The sequence below is a fragment of the Sporosarcina gallistercoris genome, assembly GCF_014836415.1.
In the GTDB taxonomy this organism is placed as follows: Bacteria; Bacillota; Bacilli; order Bacillales_A; family Planococcaceae; genus Sporosarcina; species Sporosarcina gallistercoris.
Map to the genome: position 1 here is coordinate 42,594 of NZ_JACSQY010000011.1, position 15,961 is coordinate 58,554.

The window sequence follows — 15,961 nt, forward strand, 5'->3', positions numbered from 1 at the left end:
GAATGGACCTCCTTATTTTTTAAGTTTAGGATCGAGTGCATCCCGTAATCCATCCCCGAAAAGATTGAATCCGAGAACGAGAACTGAAATCATCAAACCAGGGAAGATGGCCATGTACGGTGCGCTGAACAGGAAATCACGTCCGCTGGATAACATCGCACCCCATTCCGGTGATGGAGGCTGAGCGCCAAGTCCTAAGAAAGAAAGTCCGGCTGCTGAAAGGATTGCGGTAGCTAGACGCATAGAACCTTGTACGATAATAGGTGAGAGTACGTTCGGAAAGACGTGTTTAAAGATGATAGTAAAGTCATTGGCTCCAAGTGTACGGATCGCATCAATGTATTCGAGCTTTTTCACTTCCATCGTGGATCCCCGGACAATCCTTGCAAACAAGGGAATCGAGAATACCCCGACTGCGATCGTTACGTTAATGAGACCAGGTCCAAGAGCACTGATGATCGCAAGTGCAAGCAAAATTCCTGGGAATGCAAGCATGACATCCAACAGGCGGCTAATAATGGTATCCACCCATTTACCGTAGTAGCCGGCGATGAGTCCTAACGTGATTCCGAAGAATGCCCCGAATAATACGGAAGCGAAACCGACGCCGATGGATAATCGTGAACCATAGAGGATCCGGCTCAATATGTCCCGGCCTTTATCGTCCGTGCCCATCCAATGTTCCATGGAAGGTGGCGTCAATTTGTCTTCCAGTGAAATCTCGAAAGGATCGTAAGGGGCGACAAGTGGAGCGACAAGCATCATGAGGAGATAAATTCCTATAATGATAGCACCCGCCATCGCCGCCTTGTTCTGAGTCATGACACTCCGAAATGACTGCCACCTTTCTTTGCGTGTGTTCTGTCTAGCTTTCGCTAATTCCATGGTTTGTGCTGCAGTAATTTTTGTAGCCATTTTCCATTCCCTCCCTGCGGTAGTCTGTAGAAGATAACTCAAATGTAAAACGCTTGGATGTCCCTGTAAATAGGAATACTCTAAGTAGTTGAAATATTAAAAAAGGTGAGCAAGATAGTGAAAGTGATTTCCGGTTTAGTTTTATATAATCAGATTAGAACGACAAAACGATTTGAAATGGGGGAGCACAATGAAGAGTTGGAAAAGGGTTCTTACAGTAGTACTAACAGGGGTGTTGCTTCTGATTTTGCAAGCTTGTTCAACAAGCGGATCGAATTCAGATGATAAAGCAAGTGCAGGTGGGGATAAGGAGAAGTCAGAAGACGGCGGTACGCTCACAGTCGTCCGATTATCGGATGCAACAGGGCTCGATCCGCATTTCATCACAGATATCCCTTCAGCAAACGTCATTCATGGCAAAGTCTATGAAACGCTCGTCCAGTTTGATAAGGATATGAATATTAAACCGTTGCTCGCAACTGAGTGGGAACAGACGGATGACCTCACTTGGGAATTCACACTCGTCGAGAATGTGAAATTCCACGACGGTACACCGTTTGATGCAGAAGCTGTGAAAAAGACGATAGATCGTATCTTGGATCCGGCAACGGGTTCTCCTCAACAATCGAAACTTGGGATGATTCAAGAAGTAGTCGTGAAAGATCCGACTCACGTCACTCTCAAACTATCTGAACCGTATGCACCGTTACTTTCAATCCTTGCAAGTAATGAAGGAAGTATCATTAGTCCGAAGGCAATTGACGAGTCGGCTGAAAAACTTGCGACACATCCAGTCGGCACAGGACCATTCGTATTTGAATCATGGAAGTCAGGTCAAGACATCACATTAGTGAAAAACAAAGACTACTGGGGCACTCCAGTGAAACTCGATAAAGTCGTATTTAAAGTGGTTCCTGAAGATGCAACTAGACTCGCAATGATCGAGCAAGGTGAAGCTCAAATCTCAGACCAGGTGCCAGTCACCGAAATTGATCGAATCGAAAGCTCTGATACACTGAATCTATACCGTACTGAAGGGTTGGCTGTCGAGTACGTAGGATTCAATACGACAGCAGCACCTTTTGATAACGTGAAAGTAAGACAAGCTGTCAGTTATGCGATTGAACGCGAGGCGATTTTGAGTGGTGTCTATAATGATGTAGGAACACTAGCGAATTCTGCCATGAGTCCGAAAGTGTTCGGCTACAGTAAAAATATCGAAGCATATCCGTATGACATTAATGAAGCGAAGAAACTGATGAAAGAAGCTGGCCTGGAAGACGGAGTCACGGTGAAATTACTGACGAGTGACCGGAAAGAACGCATTAACATGGCGGAAGTCATCCAGTCACAACTTAAAGGAATTGGTGTGAACGTAGAGATCCAAGTAATGGAATATGGTGCGTATATCGATGAAGTCGATGGCGGTAAACATCAGATGTTCATTGGCGGCTGGGGAAATGCAACAGGCGATGGAGACTATAACCAATATAACCTGTTCCACTCAGATTCCATTGGATCCCCTGGGAACCACTTCTACTATCAAAATCCTGAAATCGATAAGCTGATCGAACAAGGCCGAGTGGAAATGGATCCTAGTAAACGTGAAGAGATCTATGAACAAGCTATGCAGCAAGAGATGGACGACGCTGTGTATGTTCCGATCCGTAACTATGAGCATCTAGCGGTCTACAATAACGATGTAAAAGACTTCTATTTGAACCCATCCAACTATCTGATTATCAATGAAACAACTGTGAGTAAGTAAAACTGAAGAGTAAGGCCGCAAGTTCGGGCCTTACTCTATCTTTTTGAAGGAGTGATGGAATTGACAACTTTGTTGTTGAAAAATGTAACGTTGGAAACAGGATTCCAATACGATGGGGACCGAGTAACAGGTACGAATACCGCTGTATATGATGTCCTTGTAAAAGACGGTAAAGTGGAGACAATCGGGCAGTCGCTAACGGTTCCAGCTGATACCGTCATCGATGTGTCTGGAAACTTACTCATGCCTTCGATGCGTGAAATGCATATCCATGTCGACAAAACCTATTTTAGCGGTCCATGGAAAGCGTGTGTGCCAATCACAAACGGTATTATCACCCGGATTGAAGAAGAAGAAAAACTGTTGCCACAACAACTTCCTGTTGCCTTGCAGCGTGCAGAAAAAATGATTGAATGGCTGTTGTCACAAGGTCATACACACATTCGATCTCATTGTAATGTCGATCCTCAAATTGGAACGAAGCACATTGAAATCACGTTGGAAGCATTTGCGAAATTCGAAGGGATGTTGACGTATGACATCGTCGCATTCCCGCAGCACGGCTTATTGCGTTCGAATTCCGAATCATTGATGAGAGAAGCGATGCGAAAAGGCGCAACGCTGGTGGGCGGTGTCGACCCTGCAACGATCGATCGGGATATTGAGCGCTCACTAGAAACGACAATGGACATTGCGACTGAGTCAGGTAAGGGATTGGATATACATATCCATGATGGTGACTCTCTCGGAGCATTTGAATTCAGAAAGCTGGCTGAACTTGCGACACAAGCAGGGAAAACCGGACAGACGACAATCAGCCATGCGATAGCTCTTGGCGATCTGCAAGGCGCTGAACTTGAGGCGATGACAGCGATTTTGAGAGAAGCTCAAATCGACGTGACGACAACGATTCCAACGAATCGTCCAACAATTCCAGTCCAGTATTTGCAAAAGAACGGCGTGAATGTATCACTGGGACACGATAGTCTGACAGACCACTGGTCACCTTATGGGACCGGGGATACCATTGAAAAGCTATCGATTCTGGCAGAACGCTTCCGTTTTATGGATGAATTCTCATTGAATCGTACTTGGCAGTATGCGACAGGCGGAATCATGCCGCTCGATGACGAAGGCAATGCTGTCTGGCCAAAAGTCGGAGACGACGCAAACTTCCTGCTAATCGATGCAGTTTGTTCAGCACAAGCTGTGGCTCGCCGCAAGCCGATTACACGAGTCATCTTCCAAGGGAAAGTGGTTGCGGAAAATGGCATTGTACAGAGCGGTTTACAGATGGGGGGCGTTCAACGTGGCTGAAACAACGTGGCTTGTGAATGTAAAGTTGGAGACGGGTAATAGAATGATGGATAACGGAGCGGTTGAAACTGAGACGGCGCTGCATACTTTGAAAGTTGTGGATGGAGTGATCGAGGAAATCCATGATGCCGGAAGTCCTGTCCATATGGATGGCGAACAGATTGATATGAAAGGTAAACTTGCAGTGCCGCCGTTAAAAGAAATGCACAATCATTTGGACAAAACCTACATGACGTTGGACTGGAAAGCAGTTACACCAGTGGCGAATTTGAAAGAGCGGCTGCAGCATGAAGCAGCGGAGCTGAATGAATTGGCGGGTTCCACTGAGACGCGAGCAAAGAAAATGATTGAAACACTTCTTGGCTACGGTGTCACTCATATCCGCACGCATGTGAACATCGATCCTTATATCGGATTGAAGAATTTGGAGGGGGTGAAAGCGGCTCTTCAAGCCTATGATGGAATTGTGACTCATGAAATCGTCGCATTCCCGCAACACGGTCTGCTTCGAGGTGAAGTTCCGGCGTTAATGCGTGAAGCGATGCGGAGTGGAGCGACAATCGTTGGGGGACTCGATCCTGCTGGAATTGATCAGTCCATTGAACGCTCGCTGCACGAAGTGATGGACATTGCGACTGAGTTTGACGCGGATGTCGACATCCATCTGCATGACGGCGGAATGGTCGGGTACTATACATCGGATAAATGGATTGATATAGTGGAGGATGCAGGATATCGCGGACGCACAGCACTGAGCCATTCGTTCTGTTTAGGCGATGTACCGATTGGACAGCAAGTGAAAATAGCAGAGCGTCTGGCAGCACAGGACGTGGCGATCATGTCGACAGTTCCGATTAACTTGAACAGAACGCTGCCACCTATCGAATTGCTGGACGAGCACGGAGTTCGCGTGCATTTCGGGTGCGACGGGTTTTATGATTCGTGGAGTCCGTATGGAACAGGTGACGTGTTAGAGAAAGTGACGCGTTTCGGGGAGCTCAACCGTAAAATCGAAGAAAGAGCATTGCGCCAATCGTTACGTTTTGCTACGAATGGAGTGACGCCATTGAATGCCCAAGGCGAACGCATGTGGCCATTAGTGAAAGACAAAGCGGACTTTGTTTTCTTCGATGCTGCGTCAACGGCGGAAGTGGTCGCAAGAAAGCCGGTCGACCGCTGCGTAATGGTAAAAGGTAAAATTGTAACTCCAGCATTGTAATGAGTAAGGGATGGCTGCCGAGTGCAGCCATCCTTTTTTAGATGGCAGGTGAACGCGTGGAACGTAGTCAAATGAAGTTATATCTGATTGGATTGTTTTGTGTCATTGCGTGGGGAAGCAACTTTGTTTTCGGCTCGATATTAGTGGAGCAGTTTAATCCGGGAATCATTGCGGTTATCCGGTTGCTGTTCATATTAATGTTCCTATATTCAGTGACCCGGCTGCAAGTTCGCGGAATGCGCATAGACAAAAAGGGGTGGCTGTTGCTCATTGTGGGCGGACTTATCGGTGTTTCTTTTAACCAATGGAGTTTTTACGCGAGCCTCCAGTACACCGATCCCGTGACGGCGTCGCTGATTTTAGCACTTTCCCCAATCGTGACCGTTTCACTCTCCGTTTATTACTTGAAAGAGAAGCGGCGACTTATATTTTGGGGAGGGGCATTGATCGGACTTTGCGGAGTATGGCTGGTCATCACCGAAGGGACGTGGTTTGTCCCTTCCATTGGGCGGGGGGAATTGCTGATTGCAGGAACGATGCTATCGTTTTCCGTTTTTCTGCTTCTCGTTCAGCATATGTCAAAAACGATGAGCGTAGGTGTAATCACTTGGTACACGAACCTGATCGGCATGATCGGCTTGTTGCCGTTTGTGTCTTGGAAGGCGATTCCTTCGACATTGGAAGTCGATTGGACCTATTGGTTGCTGCTCATTGTCACCGCAATCGTGATGCACGGATTATGCACGTATTTGTGGAACGGCGTCATCCGGGAAGCAGGTGCATCGAACATCGCGCTGCTGCTTAACTTGGAACCGTTCATCGCCATGATTTTCAGTTACGTGATTTTGCAGCACATCATCAGTTTGCCACAGCTGATTGGCGGATTCATTATCATCCTAGGAATCACAGTATCGCTGCGAACACCGCAAGTACCGACGATGCAGGACAGAAGCTAGGAGATATAAGATTAAGGAAAGACCCATTTCGCATTGGCGAGATGGGTTTTTTTCGTGTTGTCGTTCACCAATCGACGTTCCTCTATCAACTAGGGGTGTTTGTCTGTCACTGGCCAGGATTTCTTGGACATCTCTCGGGATTTGTACGACACCTAGTGAAGTTTGTCGATAACGGGACACAATTCAACCGATTTAAGGGATTAATTGGTAGCGCTTCGCTTATTGAGGGATAGACTAGTCAATCGGCCCTAGCGGTTTCTGCGTTCACCGACACATTCCGCCGTTTGTCCATCATCTGGTAAGAGTTCTCGATCACAAAGTGCCCTTTACCAATCAGCTCATTGCATTTCACCGACACTTGGCGGAGTTTGTCGATAACGAGACCCAATTCAACCGATTTAAGGGATTAATTGGTAGCGCTTCGCTTGTTGAGGGATAGACTAGTCAATCGGCCCTAGCGGTTTCTGCGTTCACCGACACATTTCGCCGTTTGTCCATCACCTGGTAAGAGTTCTCGATCACAAAGCGCCCTTTACCAATCAGCTCATTGCATTTGTCCGACACCTAGAGAAGTTTGTCGATAACGGGACACAATTCAACCGATTTAAGGGATTAATTGGTAGCGCTTCGCTTGTTGGGAGATAGGCTAGACAATCGGCCCTAGCGGTTTCTGCGTTCACCGACACTTTCCGCCGTTTGTCCATCACCTGGTAAGAGTTCTCGATCACAAAGTGCCCTTTACCAATCAGCTCATTGCATTTGTCCGACACCTAGTGAAGTTTGTCGATAACGGGACCCAATTCAACGGGTTTTAGGAATTAATTGGCAGCGCTTCGTTTGTTGAGGGAGAGGTTAGTGACATGCCCATGGCTGAACCCGGAGTGCATGGTGGACTGATTTTACAAAATTCATAGATTACCTAGTATGCTCCAATAATCTCTGTTATTAACCTATAAGTAGATCCAACTTGCTTGATTCGAATAGCGAATAGGCTGTTTTTAATCTGAATGACCTATTAAATAATAGGACATATTCTGAAAATAGTAGTGACTTTAGACCTCATCACGACTATAATTGTTGATTGGAAGGAACCGGATGTATATGTGAATATTGGAGTGTTATTACTTAAATAGAAGGAGATTGACATTATTATGAAGAGAAGAATGAGATATAAAAGCATTAGATCGCGACTTTACTGGTCATTTGGAATTGTTATGCTGCTCGTTTTAGGGTTGGCGTTTTTCACGTTGAATTCCATACAACGAGTGAATGAAAAAACGAAAAATATTATTGAACATGATACAAAATTAGCGGTCGCGGATTTACGATTGGCGAATTCGATGGCTGGACGGCTGTCTGCTGTTCGGGCTTATATGTTGTTTGGCGATGAGCAATATATTGAAGAATTCAATATGTTAACGGATTATGCCAATACCCTTCAAGGAGAGACCGTTAAACTTGGAGGGGATTTGGGAGATTTAGAGGAAAGAACATCAAATTGGAGCGAGAAGCTATCAACAGATGTTTTAGACATGTATGATGCAAATCGAAAAGAACGAGCCATACAAAATTTGGAGAGTTTGTCTGCAGAAGGTACGGAATTGATTGCTGAATACCATAAAGTTGCAGATAGACGTGAAAAACAAACCATGACTCATGGCGATGAAATCATTCACAGTGGAATTATCACGCTGAGATTGGTATTTGCAGTTTCAATTCTGACATTGGTAGTTAGTGGAACGGCATCCGCTACGACTACAGCAGCCATTACAAAACCACTTACGCAAGTTAGAAATCGCATGAGATCTATTGCAGACGGAGATTTAAGCCAGGAACCACTAGAAATTCTTTCGGAAGACGAAGCCGGGCAGCTGGCGGTCGCGATGAATGAAATGAGTGACAATACCCGTAATATGCTGAATCGCATCAATGATGTTTCCTCATCCGTTTCTGCACACAGTGAGGAATTGACGCAGTCCTCCATTGAAGTGAAACAAGCATCAGCACAAATCGCAGTGACGATGCAGGAGCTGACATCAGGGATTGAAAGTGAAGCGAACACCGCAACCGATCTAGCGATGGCAATGGAACAATTCGTGGAACGTGTTGAAAGTGCAAACAAACGGGGAGAAGCGATTCAAAAAGCTTCTGAAAGCGTCATGGAAAAGACGGAAAACGGCTCGGCGTTAATGGAATCTTCTACTGAACAGATGCAGAGAATTGACGCTATCGTGCAAGAAGCCGTTACGAAAATTAAAGGGTTGGATGTCCAATCGCAAGAAATTTCGAAACTTGTCGTTGTGATTAAAGCGATTGCCGATCAGACGAATTTACTCGCATTAAATGCAGCGATTGAAGCCGCTCGCGCTGGAGAACATGGTAAAGGGTTCGCGGTTGTTGCAGAAGAAGTACGTAAACTAGCTGAACAAGTAGCCGTTTCCGTGACGGATATTACGGGCATAGTTGGTACAATTCAAAAAGAGTCCAGCAGCGTTGCCGGATCGCTTGAGTCGGGCTATGAAGAAGTGGAAAAAGGGACAGCTCAACTTAAGACGACACGCGAAACGTTTGTAGAGATCAGTCATGCTGTGAACAAAATGTCAGAGGATATCGGCGTCATCTCGGTGAATCTTTCAGATATTGCGGCTGGCAGTGAAGAAATGAGCGAGTCTGTGGAAGAAATTGCTGCGATTTCTGAGCAAGCGGCTGCAGGTGTTCAGCAAACCTCTGCTGCTTCACAACAGACAAGCAGTTCGATGGAAGAATTGGCGGGCAGTTCTGCACAGCTTGCTGAACTAGGACAAGATTTGAGAGAGCTAGTGGGTGAATTTAAATTGTAAAGAAGTAGATTTCATTAGCCAGCATAGTTTCGTCGTAAAAGCAGCCTCTCCGATATTCTGGAGTAGGCTGCTTTTATCGATTAATAAGAATAAGTCAGTAGCTGATTCAACAATCGCTTGGCTTCTGAAAAAGCGGGATTTATCTCTCTAGTAGAAATTTCCTGTCAACTGACTTGAAAGTGCCTGCACCGTAACCGATAAAGAAGGTGTTAGCGAGGGGGATTGTGCATAGAACTGATGCAGATGTTGCTGAACAAGTTCGGAAAAATGCGCAAACACCCGCTGGAAGTTCAACATGTAGCGTACTCGAAGCTCCATATCTTATGATAAAAGGTTATCCAGTTGAAAGTCAGAGAGTAATGGTACTATCACCTTGCCTTGCTAAAGGTCTAAATATTTATTCACAGATTTTTAATTTAAGTATACAAAGTCATGTCTATTTTATAACTACTTATTGAGAAGTATCGTATTTAGTACGGAATGTTAGTAAATAACTTGGGTCAACAAGTATTGTACTGTGAGTTATAAAATGAAAACATTAAAATAATGTAAAAGATAGTGACTTTAGACATTTATAGGGCTATAATTATGGGTGAAATTGATTCGAAAGAAATAGTTACGGATGATTCTAAAGAATCATTAGAGGGAGAGCGTTATGAGAAGAAAATCAGGTTTTAAAAGTGTGAAAAGCAGGCTGTTGACGGCATTTGGCGTGGTAGTTCTATTAGTTCTTGCGTTGGGCATTTATACGATACTGTCAGTGAATGCAGTTAACCAAAAGACCCAGGAGATTGTTGAAACAGATACTCAGTTAATGGCGATCGATTTGAAGTTGGCGAATACGATGGCGGGGCGTATGTCCGCAGTTCGTGCTTACGTGCTATTCGGAGATGAACACTACAAGGAGGAATTTTTCTCTTTGACTGACGACGGTATCCAACTGCAGGCTGAAGCTGAAAAGATAGGGACTTCGGGAGAGTTCGGGGACTTAGTCGACAAAATGATCAATTGGCGTAAGAAGTTAGCGTCTGATGTAATCGATGTGTATGACTCGAACCGTAAAGAGCGTGCCGCTAAAAATCTGGAGGAATTATCTGCAGAAGGTACAGAATTGATTGCAGAGTATCATAAAATTGCTGATAAACGCGAAAAGCTGACAACAACACATGGTCAAGAGATTATCGAGAGTGGTCAACATACGCTCATTTGGATTTCTATTGTACTGCTGTTAGTTCTCGTCATCAGTATTGGAGCAGCGTTGGTTACGGCACGTGTGATCACAGCTCCAATAAAGCGAGTAATGGAACGCATGCAGCTGATTGCAGAAGGTGATTTGAGCCACGAACCGTTAGCCGTGACATCGCGGGATGAAGTCGGTCAACTAGCGGCTGCTACGAATGAAATGAGTGAGCATACGCGTGGAATGCTCACTGAAATCAATGATGTTTCATCGTCCGTTTCAGCTCATAGTGAAGAGCTGACGCAGTCCTCGACGGAAGTGAATGCGGCGTCACAACAAATCGCAGTGACGATGCAAGAATTGACCTCAGGGATCGAAAGTGAAGCGAATACTGCAACTGATTTGGCGATGATGATGGAACGTTTTGTGGGAAGGGTTGAGGATGCCAACCAGAAGGGTGAAGCGATTCAGCAGACGTCTAAAAATGTATTGGAACAGACAACTAACGGTGCCCGATTGATGGAGACATCCACTGAACAAATGCAGCGTATTGACACCATTGTCCAAGAAGCAGTTGCGAAAATCAAAGGGTTGGATGTCCAGTCACAAGAAATTTCGAAGCTTGTCGTTGTCATCAAGGCAATTGCAGATCAGACAAATCTCTTAGCGTTGAATGCAGCGATAGAAGCAGCTCGCGCTGGGGAGCACGGTAAAGGATTTGCCGTTGTCGCAGAAGAAGTGCGCAAACTGGCGGAACAAGTCGCTGTATCTGTAACAGACATTACTGGAATCGTCGGTACGATCCAGCAAGAGTCCAGCAGTGTAGCGGGTTCGCTTGAGGCGGGTTATGTAGAAGTTGAAAAAGGGACTGCACAACTTAAGACGACGCGCGAAACGTTCAGCGAAATCAGCGATGCAGTCAATAAGATGACGGCTGATATAGGTATCATTTCTCAAAACCTGGAAGAAATTTCAGCGGGAAGTGAAGAAATGAGCGAATCAGTCGAAGAAATCGCAGCCATTTCCGAGCAATCCGCTGCGGGCGTTCAACAAACAGCAGCTGCTTCACAGCAGACAAGCAGTTCCATGGAAGAAGTGGCAGGCAGCTCTGCTCAACTTGCCCAGCTTGCCGAAAATTTGAATGGATTGGTACGAGAATTCAAGTTGTAAGTGAAATAGCTTGGAGAAAGGCTCACCCGCCGCTAGTGGCAGGTGGGCTTTTTGCTTGTCTGCGTTCTCGATCAAAAATGCTGGGTTATCCGACACTGGGAGCGGGTTGCCGTTCAATGGATGGAATTTCTCGCTCACGTAGCAGCATTTGTCCGACACCTAGCGAAATTTCTCGATAATGGGACACAATTCACCCATCTTAAGGGTTTAATTAGGAGCGCTCCCCTGCCCTTATATCCATCCACACAAAAAACGACATCTCGCAATTCAAGGAGATGTCGTTTTTATTATGCTTCGTCCTCTAATCTAGGAACCAGATCGAATATCTTCTGGTCTTCAAACGCATCGATCAACCGGTCCAGCCAGTCGTAATATTCGCGGATGTACAGCAGTTTTTCAATATCTGTCTCTATAAGTGCGAGGAGTTCATCAGTTATGTCGTCAGCTTTTTTCAGTTCCTTCAATTCAGCCAGTGATTTTCGGATAGCGGCCGTATGTAACGAGACGGCTCTTCTCCATTTGACAGTGAACATATCGACGAAGATTTGGTACCAGTCGTCTTTTACTTCATATAAGTCTTTGCGGACGCCACGTTCCCACACTCGATCGACCAGTTTCGCTTCTGAAAGTGAACGGATCGACGTACTCATGCTTGTTTTACTCATCCCGAGTTCTGCGGACATGTCATCCAAGGTGAGCGGGCGATTCTCAAAAAACATCATGCCGAATTGTCTTCCGGCAGAAGGCGGCAGTCCATAGAGATGAATGTTTTGGGCAATGGATTCGGTAATTCGTTTACGGGATTTTTCTAGTTTTTCGTACGCATCCGTCATGGATGATCCTCCTTGTGATGAACCATTTTCATCAGTCTTTGAACACTTCAGTATAGCTTAGAACAGTTCTAGTTGTAAATCAATCGTTATGTACAGAAAAAACTGTACGTACGATACATTAAGTGAATAATTTGTATTACAAACAGATTACAGCTATACTATGAAACATCGTTTAAATTGAATCGGGGGGTTCGCATGGAAGAAGCACTGTTGAAAAAGAAAATAGAAGTGAAAAACGCGTCGAAAATATTCGGGAAATCGAGTAAACGCGCGGCTCAACTTCTTAAAGAAGGTAAAACGAAGAAAGAGATTTTAAAAGAAACAGGTGCGACAGTCGGGGTCAATAACGCCGCGTTCGATGTGCTCGATGGCGAAATATTTGTCATCATGGGCCTTTCAGGAAGCGGGAAATCCACACTTGTCCGCCTATTGAATCGATTAATCGATCCGACAGCCGGACAGATTCTGTTGGACGGGGAAGATATTGTGAAGATGAACAAAGAACAGCTCCGAAATGTCCGTCGTAAGAAAATCGGAATGGTATTCCAAAACTTCGCGTTGTTCCCGCATCGTACAATTTTGGAAAACACGGAGTATGGCCTTGAAATTCAAGGGGTAGATAAAGATGAGCGCAAGAACCAAGCGATCGAATCATTGCGGCTCGTTGGACTAGCAGGCTATGAATCTCAATATCCGGGACAGTTGAGCGGAGGGATGCAGCAGCGTGTCGGACTTGCGCGTGCGCTCGCGAATAATCCTGACATTTTACTGATGGATGAGGCGTTCAGTGCACTCGATCCATTGATTCGCAAAGATATGCAGGACGAATTGCTCCAGTTGCATGAAGATATGGGCAAGACGATTATCTTCATTACCCATGATTTGGATGAAGCACTACGGATTGGCGATCGAATCGCACTTATGAAAGACGGAGAAATCGTGCAGATCGGTACACCAGAAGAGATTCTGATGAATCCTTCGAATGACTACGTCGAACGTTTCGTGGAAGATGTAGATTTGTCGAAAGTATTGACAGCGAACCACATTATGAAACATGCCGATACGGTTCAGATCGATAGAGGCCCTCGTGTTGCCCTTCGTTTAATGGAGAGTCTGCGTATTTCTTCGATTTATGTGGTAGATAAAGGCGGCCGTCTGATGGGCGCGCTGACTGCTCAAGACGCGGTCGCTGCTGCAGAGAAAAATCTTAAAATCGAGGACGTTTTAATCAAAGACGTGATCACGGCTACAGGGGACAGTGTGCTTACGGATCTATTCGATATCGTTTCGACGGCGACGATTCCTGTTGCCGTGGTAGATGAAAAAAACCGGTTGAAAGGCATTATCATTCGTGGCGCCATGATTGGTGCGCTTGCTGGTGATAATCAGTTCATCAACGAAAACGGCGAGATTTCGAAGCCGAAACAGGTTGAAGCGGAGGTGACTGCACATGAATGAGTTATTACCGCGCTTACCGTTTGCAGATTGGATTGATACGGGCGTTGACTGGCTCGTGGATGTGTTCGGACCGTTGTTTGACGGCATCGCCACGGGACTCGAAGCGACCGTTGAGACGTTCGTCGACATTATGGATTTTCCACCATCGATTTTACTAGCCGTGATTTTTGCTTTGCTAGCATGGTGGTTCTCGACGAAGAAGATTGCTCTATTCACGTTAATCGGCTTTCTCTTCATCGACTACTTAGGGTATTGGTATCCGATGCTTCAAATGCTTGCGCTCGTTCTGACCTCAGTCGCAATCGCCATCATTATTGGCGTACCGATCGGGATTTGGATGTCGCAGCAGCTGACGGCTAGGAGGATTATTACACCGATTTTGGACTTGATGCAGACGATGCCGGCGTTCGTGTACTTGATCCCGGCGATCTTCTTCTTCAATATCGGTGTCGTGCCAGGGTTAGTTGCGTCAATCATCTTTGCGATGCCGCCGACAATCCGATTGACGATGCTCGGAATTGAACAAGTTCCGAAAGATTTGATTGAAGCAACTGAAGCATTTGGTTCGACGACGTGGCAACGCTTGTTGAAAGTGCAAATTCCGCTCGCGAAGCCGAATATTATGGCGGGTGTGAACCAAAGTATCATGCTTTCGCTGTCGATGGTTGTTATCGCGTCCATGGTCGGGGCGCCTGGATTAGGGGCGAAAGTGTATCAAGCCGTTACGCAGCTGAAAACCGGTGTAGGGGTTGAAACGGGTGTCGCAATCGTACTCGTTGCTATAATTTTAGACCGCATCACACAACATGCAGGTCGCTCAAAACAAGGGGGAAAAGAATCATGAAATGGACGAAGAAATTAGCAGGAATTAGCGCAGTTTCACTATTGGCATTAGGTCTCGCAGCATGTGGGGATGACGATAAGGACAATGCTTCAGGTGGTTCGGATAAAACCGCTGGTGAGATGGTGGATTACAAAATTACGGGAATTGACCCAGGCGCTGGAATCATGGAAGCAACAGACCGCGCCATTAGTGATTACGGGCTCGACAAGTGGGAATTGACGACCGGATCAGGTGCTGCGATGACGGCTTCTTTGAAAAAGGCGATTGACAAGGAGGAGCCGATCATCATTACGGGGTGGACTCCTCACTGGATGTTCACAAAGTATGATCTTAAATATTTGGACGATCCGAAAGGCTCCTATGGGGGAGAAGAGGAAATCCATACGATCGGTCGTCTTGGATTGAAAGAAGACTATCCGGAAGCCTATCAAATTCTTCAAAACTTCAAGTGGGATGAAGAAGATATGGGTGAAGTGATGATTGCGATTATCGATGGAGAAGATCCTAAAGTAGCGGCAGAGAACTGGGTTAAAGACAACGAAGACAAAGTAGCAGAATGGACAGATGGTGTCGAGAAAGTCGATGGCGAAAAATTCAACTTAGCGTATGTCGCATGGGATAGTGAAATTGCGAGCACGAACGTCATGGCGAAGGTATTGGAAGACCAAGGGTATAAAGTGAAAATGTCCCAAGTGGAAGCGGGTCCAATGTGGACATCGGTTGCAGATGGCAGTTCGGATGCATTACTCGCAGGCTGGTTACCGGTGACTCACAAAACATATGCCGAGAAATATGAAGGCAAGTTTGAAGACTTGGGTACTAGCATGACTGGCGTGAAGATTGGATTGACAGTTCCAGAGTATATGGATATTGACTCAATTGAGGATTTAAAAGAGTAAATAGGGGATCCCCCTCTGGCCGACGAATGATCGGCCAGAGGGGGATTTTTGTGTTGTCGATTTCCTGCGTGGAATTGTCCTTCAGTTGGAAGAGTTTGTCCATCGAATAAGTGAGCTTCATCATCACTTAGCGGGAGTTGTCCGACACTTAGCGAAGTTTCTCGATAACCGGACATAATTTAACAGCTTTAAAGGATTACTTGGGTTCGCTTCGCTTATTAGGGAGAGCGGCCCAAGCGGGTTCTGTGTTCACTGACACAACTCACTGTTTGTCCATCACCTGGTGAGAGTTCACGTTCACCAAGTGCCCTTTACCAATCAGCTCTTCGCATTTGTCCGACGCTTAGCGAAGTTTCTCGATAACGGGACACAATTTAAAAGCGTTAAGGGACTAATTGGTAGCGCTTCGCTTGTTGAGGGAGGGCTAGTCACTTAGCCCAAGCAGGTTCTGCGTTCACTGACACATCTCACTGTTTGTCCATCATCTGGTGAGAGTTCACGTTCACCAAGTGCCCTTTACCAATCAGCTCTTCGCATTTGTCCGACGCTTAGCGAAGTTTCT

At 45.8% G+C, this 15,961-nt stretch carries 11 protein-coding genes; 9 read left to right on the plus strand and 2 right to left on the minus strand.

From position 1 onward, the window contains the following. Positions 1–12: 12 nt before the first annotated feature. Positions 13–885 (minus strand): ABC transporter permease, encoded by an 873-nt coding sequence (locus tag H9659_RS13065; RefSeq protein ID WP_191691416.1) that lies wholly within the window; start codon positions 883–885, stop codon positions 13–15. A 220-nt stretch (positions 886–1,105) separates the two neighbouring features. Between H9659_RS13065 and H9659_RS13070 the strand changes: the two genes are divergently transcribed. The 6 genes from H9659_RS13070 to H9659_RS13095 all read left to right on the plus strand — a co-directional run bounded on the left by H9659_RS13070 (position 1,106) and on the right by H9659_RS13095 (position 11,365). Beyond that, positions 1,106–2,683 carry a glutathione ABC transporter substrate-binding protein gene (locus H9659_RS13070; RefSeq protein WP_191691298.1) on the plus strand — a complete coding sequence of 526 codons (1,578 nt, stop codon included), beginning with the start codon at positions 1,106–1,108 and terminating at the stop codon, positions 2,681–2,683. A 60-nt stretch (positions 2,684–2,743) separates the two neighbouring features. Further along, a complete protein-coding gene (locus H9659_RS13075) occupies positions 2,744–4,000 on the plus strand; it encodes an amidohydrolase (protein WP_225217838.1) in 1,257 nt (418 codons plus the stop codon). Continuing rightward, positions 3,993–5,219 carry an amidohydrolase gene (locus tag H9659_RS13080; RefSeq protein ID WP_318240732.1) on the plus strand — a complete coding sequence of 409 codons (1,227 nt, stop codon included), beginning with the start codon at positions 3,993–3,995 and terminating at the stop codon, positions 5,217–5,219. Before H9659_RS13075 ends, H9659_RS13080 begins: the two co-directional genes overlap by 8 nt. Before the next feature lie 56 nt (positions 5,220–5,275). Further along, a complete protein-coding gene (locus H9659_RS13085; RefSeq protein ID WP_191691303.1) occupies positions 5,276–6,175 on the plus strand; it encodes a DMT family transporter in 900 nt (299 codons plus the stop codon). Positions 6,176–7,326: 1,151 nt separating this feature from the next. After that, positions 7,327–9,015 carry a methyl-accepting chemotaxis protein gene (locus H9659_RS13090; protein WP_191691305.1) on the plus strand — a complete coding sequence of 563 codons (1,689 nt, stop codon included), beginning with the start codon at positions 7,327–7,329 and terminating at the stop codon, positions 9,013–9,015. 655 nt (positions 9,016–9,670) lie between these two features. After that, positions 9,671–11,365 carry a methyl-accepting chemotaxis protein gene (locus tag H9659_RS13095; RefSeq protein WP_191691307.1) on the plus strand — a complete coding sequence of 565 codons (1,695 nt, stop codon included), beginning with the start codon at positions 9,671–9,673 and terminating at the stop codon, positions 11,363–11,365. Positions 11,366–11,652: 287 nt separating this feature from the next. Here the strand turns inward: H9659_RS13095 and H9659_RS13100 are convergent, their stop codons facing one another. Continuing rightward, the gene (locus tag H9659_RS13100; protein ID WP_191691309.1) at positions 11,653–12,198 is read right to left on the minus strand and encodes a GbsR/MarR family transcriptional regulator; all 546 of its coding nucleotides are present in this window, start codon (positions 12,196–12,198) and stop codon (positions 11,653–11,655) included. Between the two features lie 195 nt (positions 12,199–12,393). On the opposite strand from H9659_RS13100, the gene H9659_RS13105 reads away from it, so the two are divergent. Genes H9659_RS13105 through H9659_RS13115 form a run of 3 tightly spaced genes read left to right on the plus strand, consistent with a single transcriptional unit; the run spans position 12,394 to position 15,399 of the window. Next, a complete protein-coding gene (locus H9659_RS13105; RefSeq protein ID WP_191691311.1) occupies positions 12,394–13,656 on the plus strand; it encodes a quaternary amine ABC transporter ATP-binding protein in 1,263 nt (420 codons plus the stop codon). Then, complete coding sequence (locus tag H9659_RS13110; protein ID WP_191691313.1) at positions 13,649–14,500, plus strand: ABC transporter permease; 852 nt, start codon at positions 13,649–13,651, stop codon at positions 14,498–14,500. The genes H9659_RS13105 and H9659_RS13110 overlap by 8 nt, the downstream gene beginning before the upstream one ends. After that, positions 14,497–15,399 (plus strand): glycine betaine ABC transporter substrate-binding protein, encoded by a 903-nt coding sequence (locus H9659_RS13115; protein ID WP_191691315.1) that lies wholly within the window; start codon positions 14,497–14,499, stop codon positions 15,397–15,399. The genes H9659_RS13110 and H9659_RS13115 overlap by 4 nt, the downstream gene beginning before the upstream one ends. The last annotated feature ends 562 nt before the right edge of the window (positions 15,400–15,961 follow it).

Coding starts and splice junctions, on each gene's coding strand:
- H9659_RS13065 (WP_191691416.1), bottom strand. CDS start 885: ATGGAATTAGCGAAAGCTAGACAGAACACACGCAAAGAAAGGTGGCAG.
- H9659_RS13070 (WP_191691298.1), top strand. CDS start 1,106: ATGAAGAGTTGGAAAAGGGTTCTTACAGTAGTACTAACAGGGGTGTTG.
- H9659_RS13090 (WP_191691305.1), top strand. CDS start 7,327: ATGAAGAGAAGAATGAGATATAAAAGCATTAGATCGCGACTTTACTGG.
- H9659_RS13095 (WP_191691307.1), top strand. CDS start 9,671: ATGAGAAGAAAATCAGGTTTTAAAAGTGTGAAAAGCAGGCTGTTGACG.
- H9659_RS13100 (WP_191691309.1), bottom strand. CDS start 12,198: ATGACGGATGCGTACGAAAAACTAGAAAAATCCCGTAAACGAATTACC.
- H9659_RS13105 (WP_191691311.1), top strand. CDS start 12,394: ATGGAAGAAGCACTGTTGAAAAAGAAAATAGAAGTGAAAAACGCGTCG.
- H9659_RS13110 (WP_191691313.1), top strand. CDS start 13,649: ATGAATGAGTTATTACCGCGCTTACCGTTTGCAGATTGGATTGATACG.
- H9659_RS13115 (WP_191691315.1), top strand. CDS start 14,497: ATGAAATGGACGAAGAAATTAGCAGGAATTAGCGCAGTTTCACTATTG.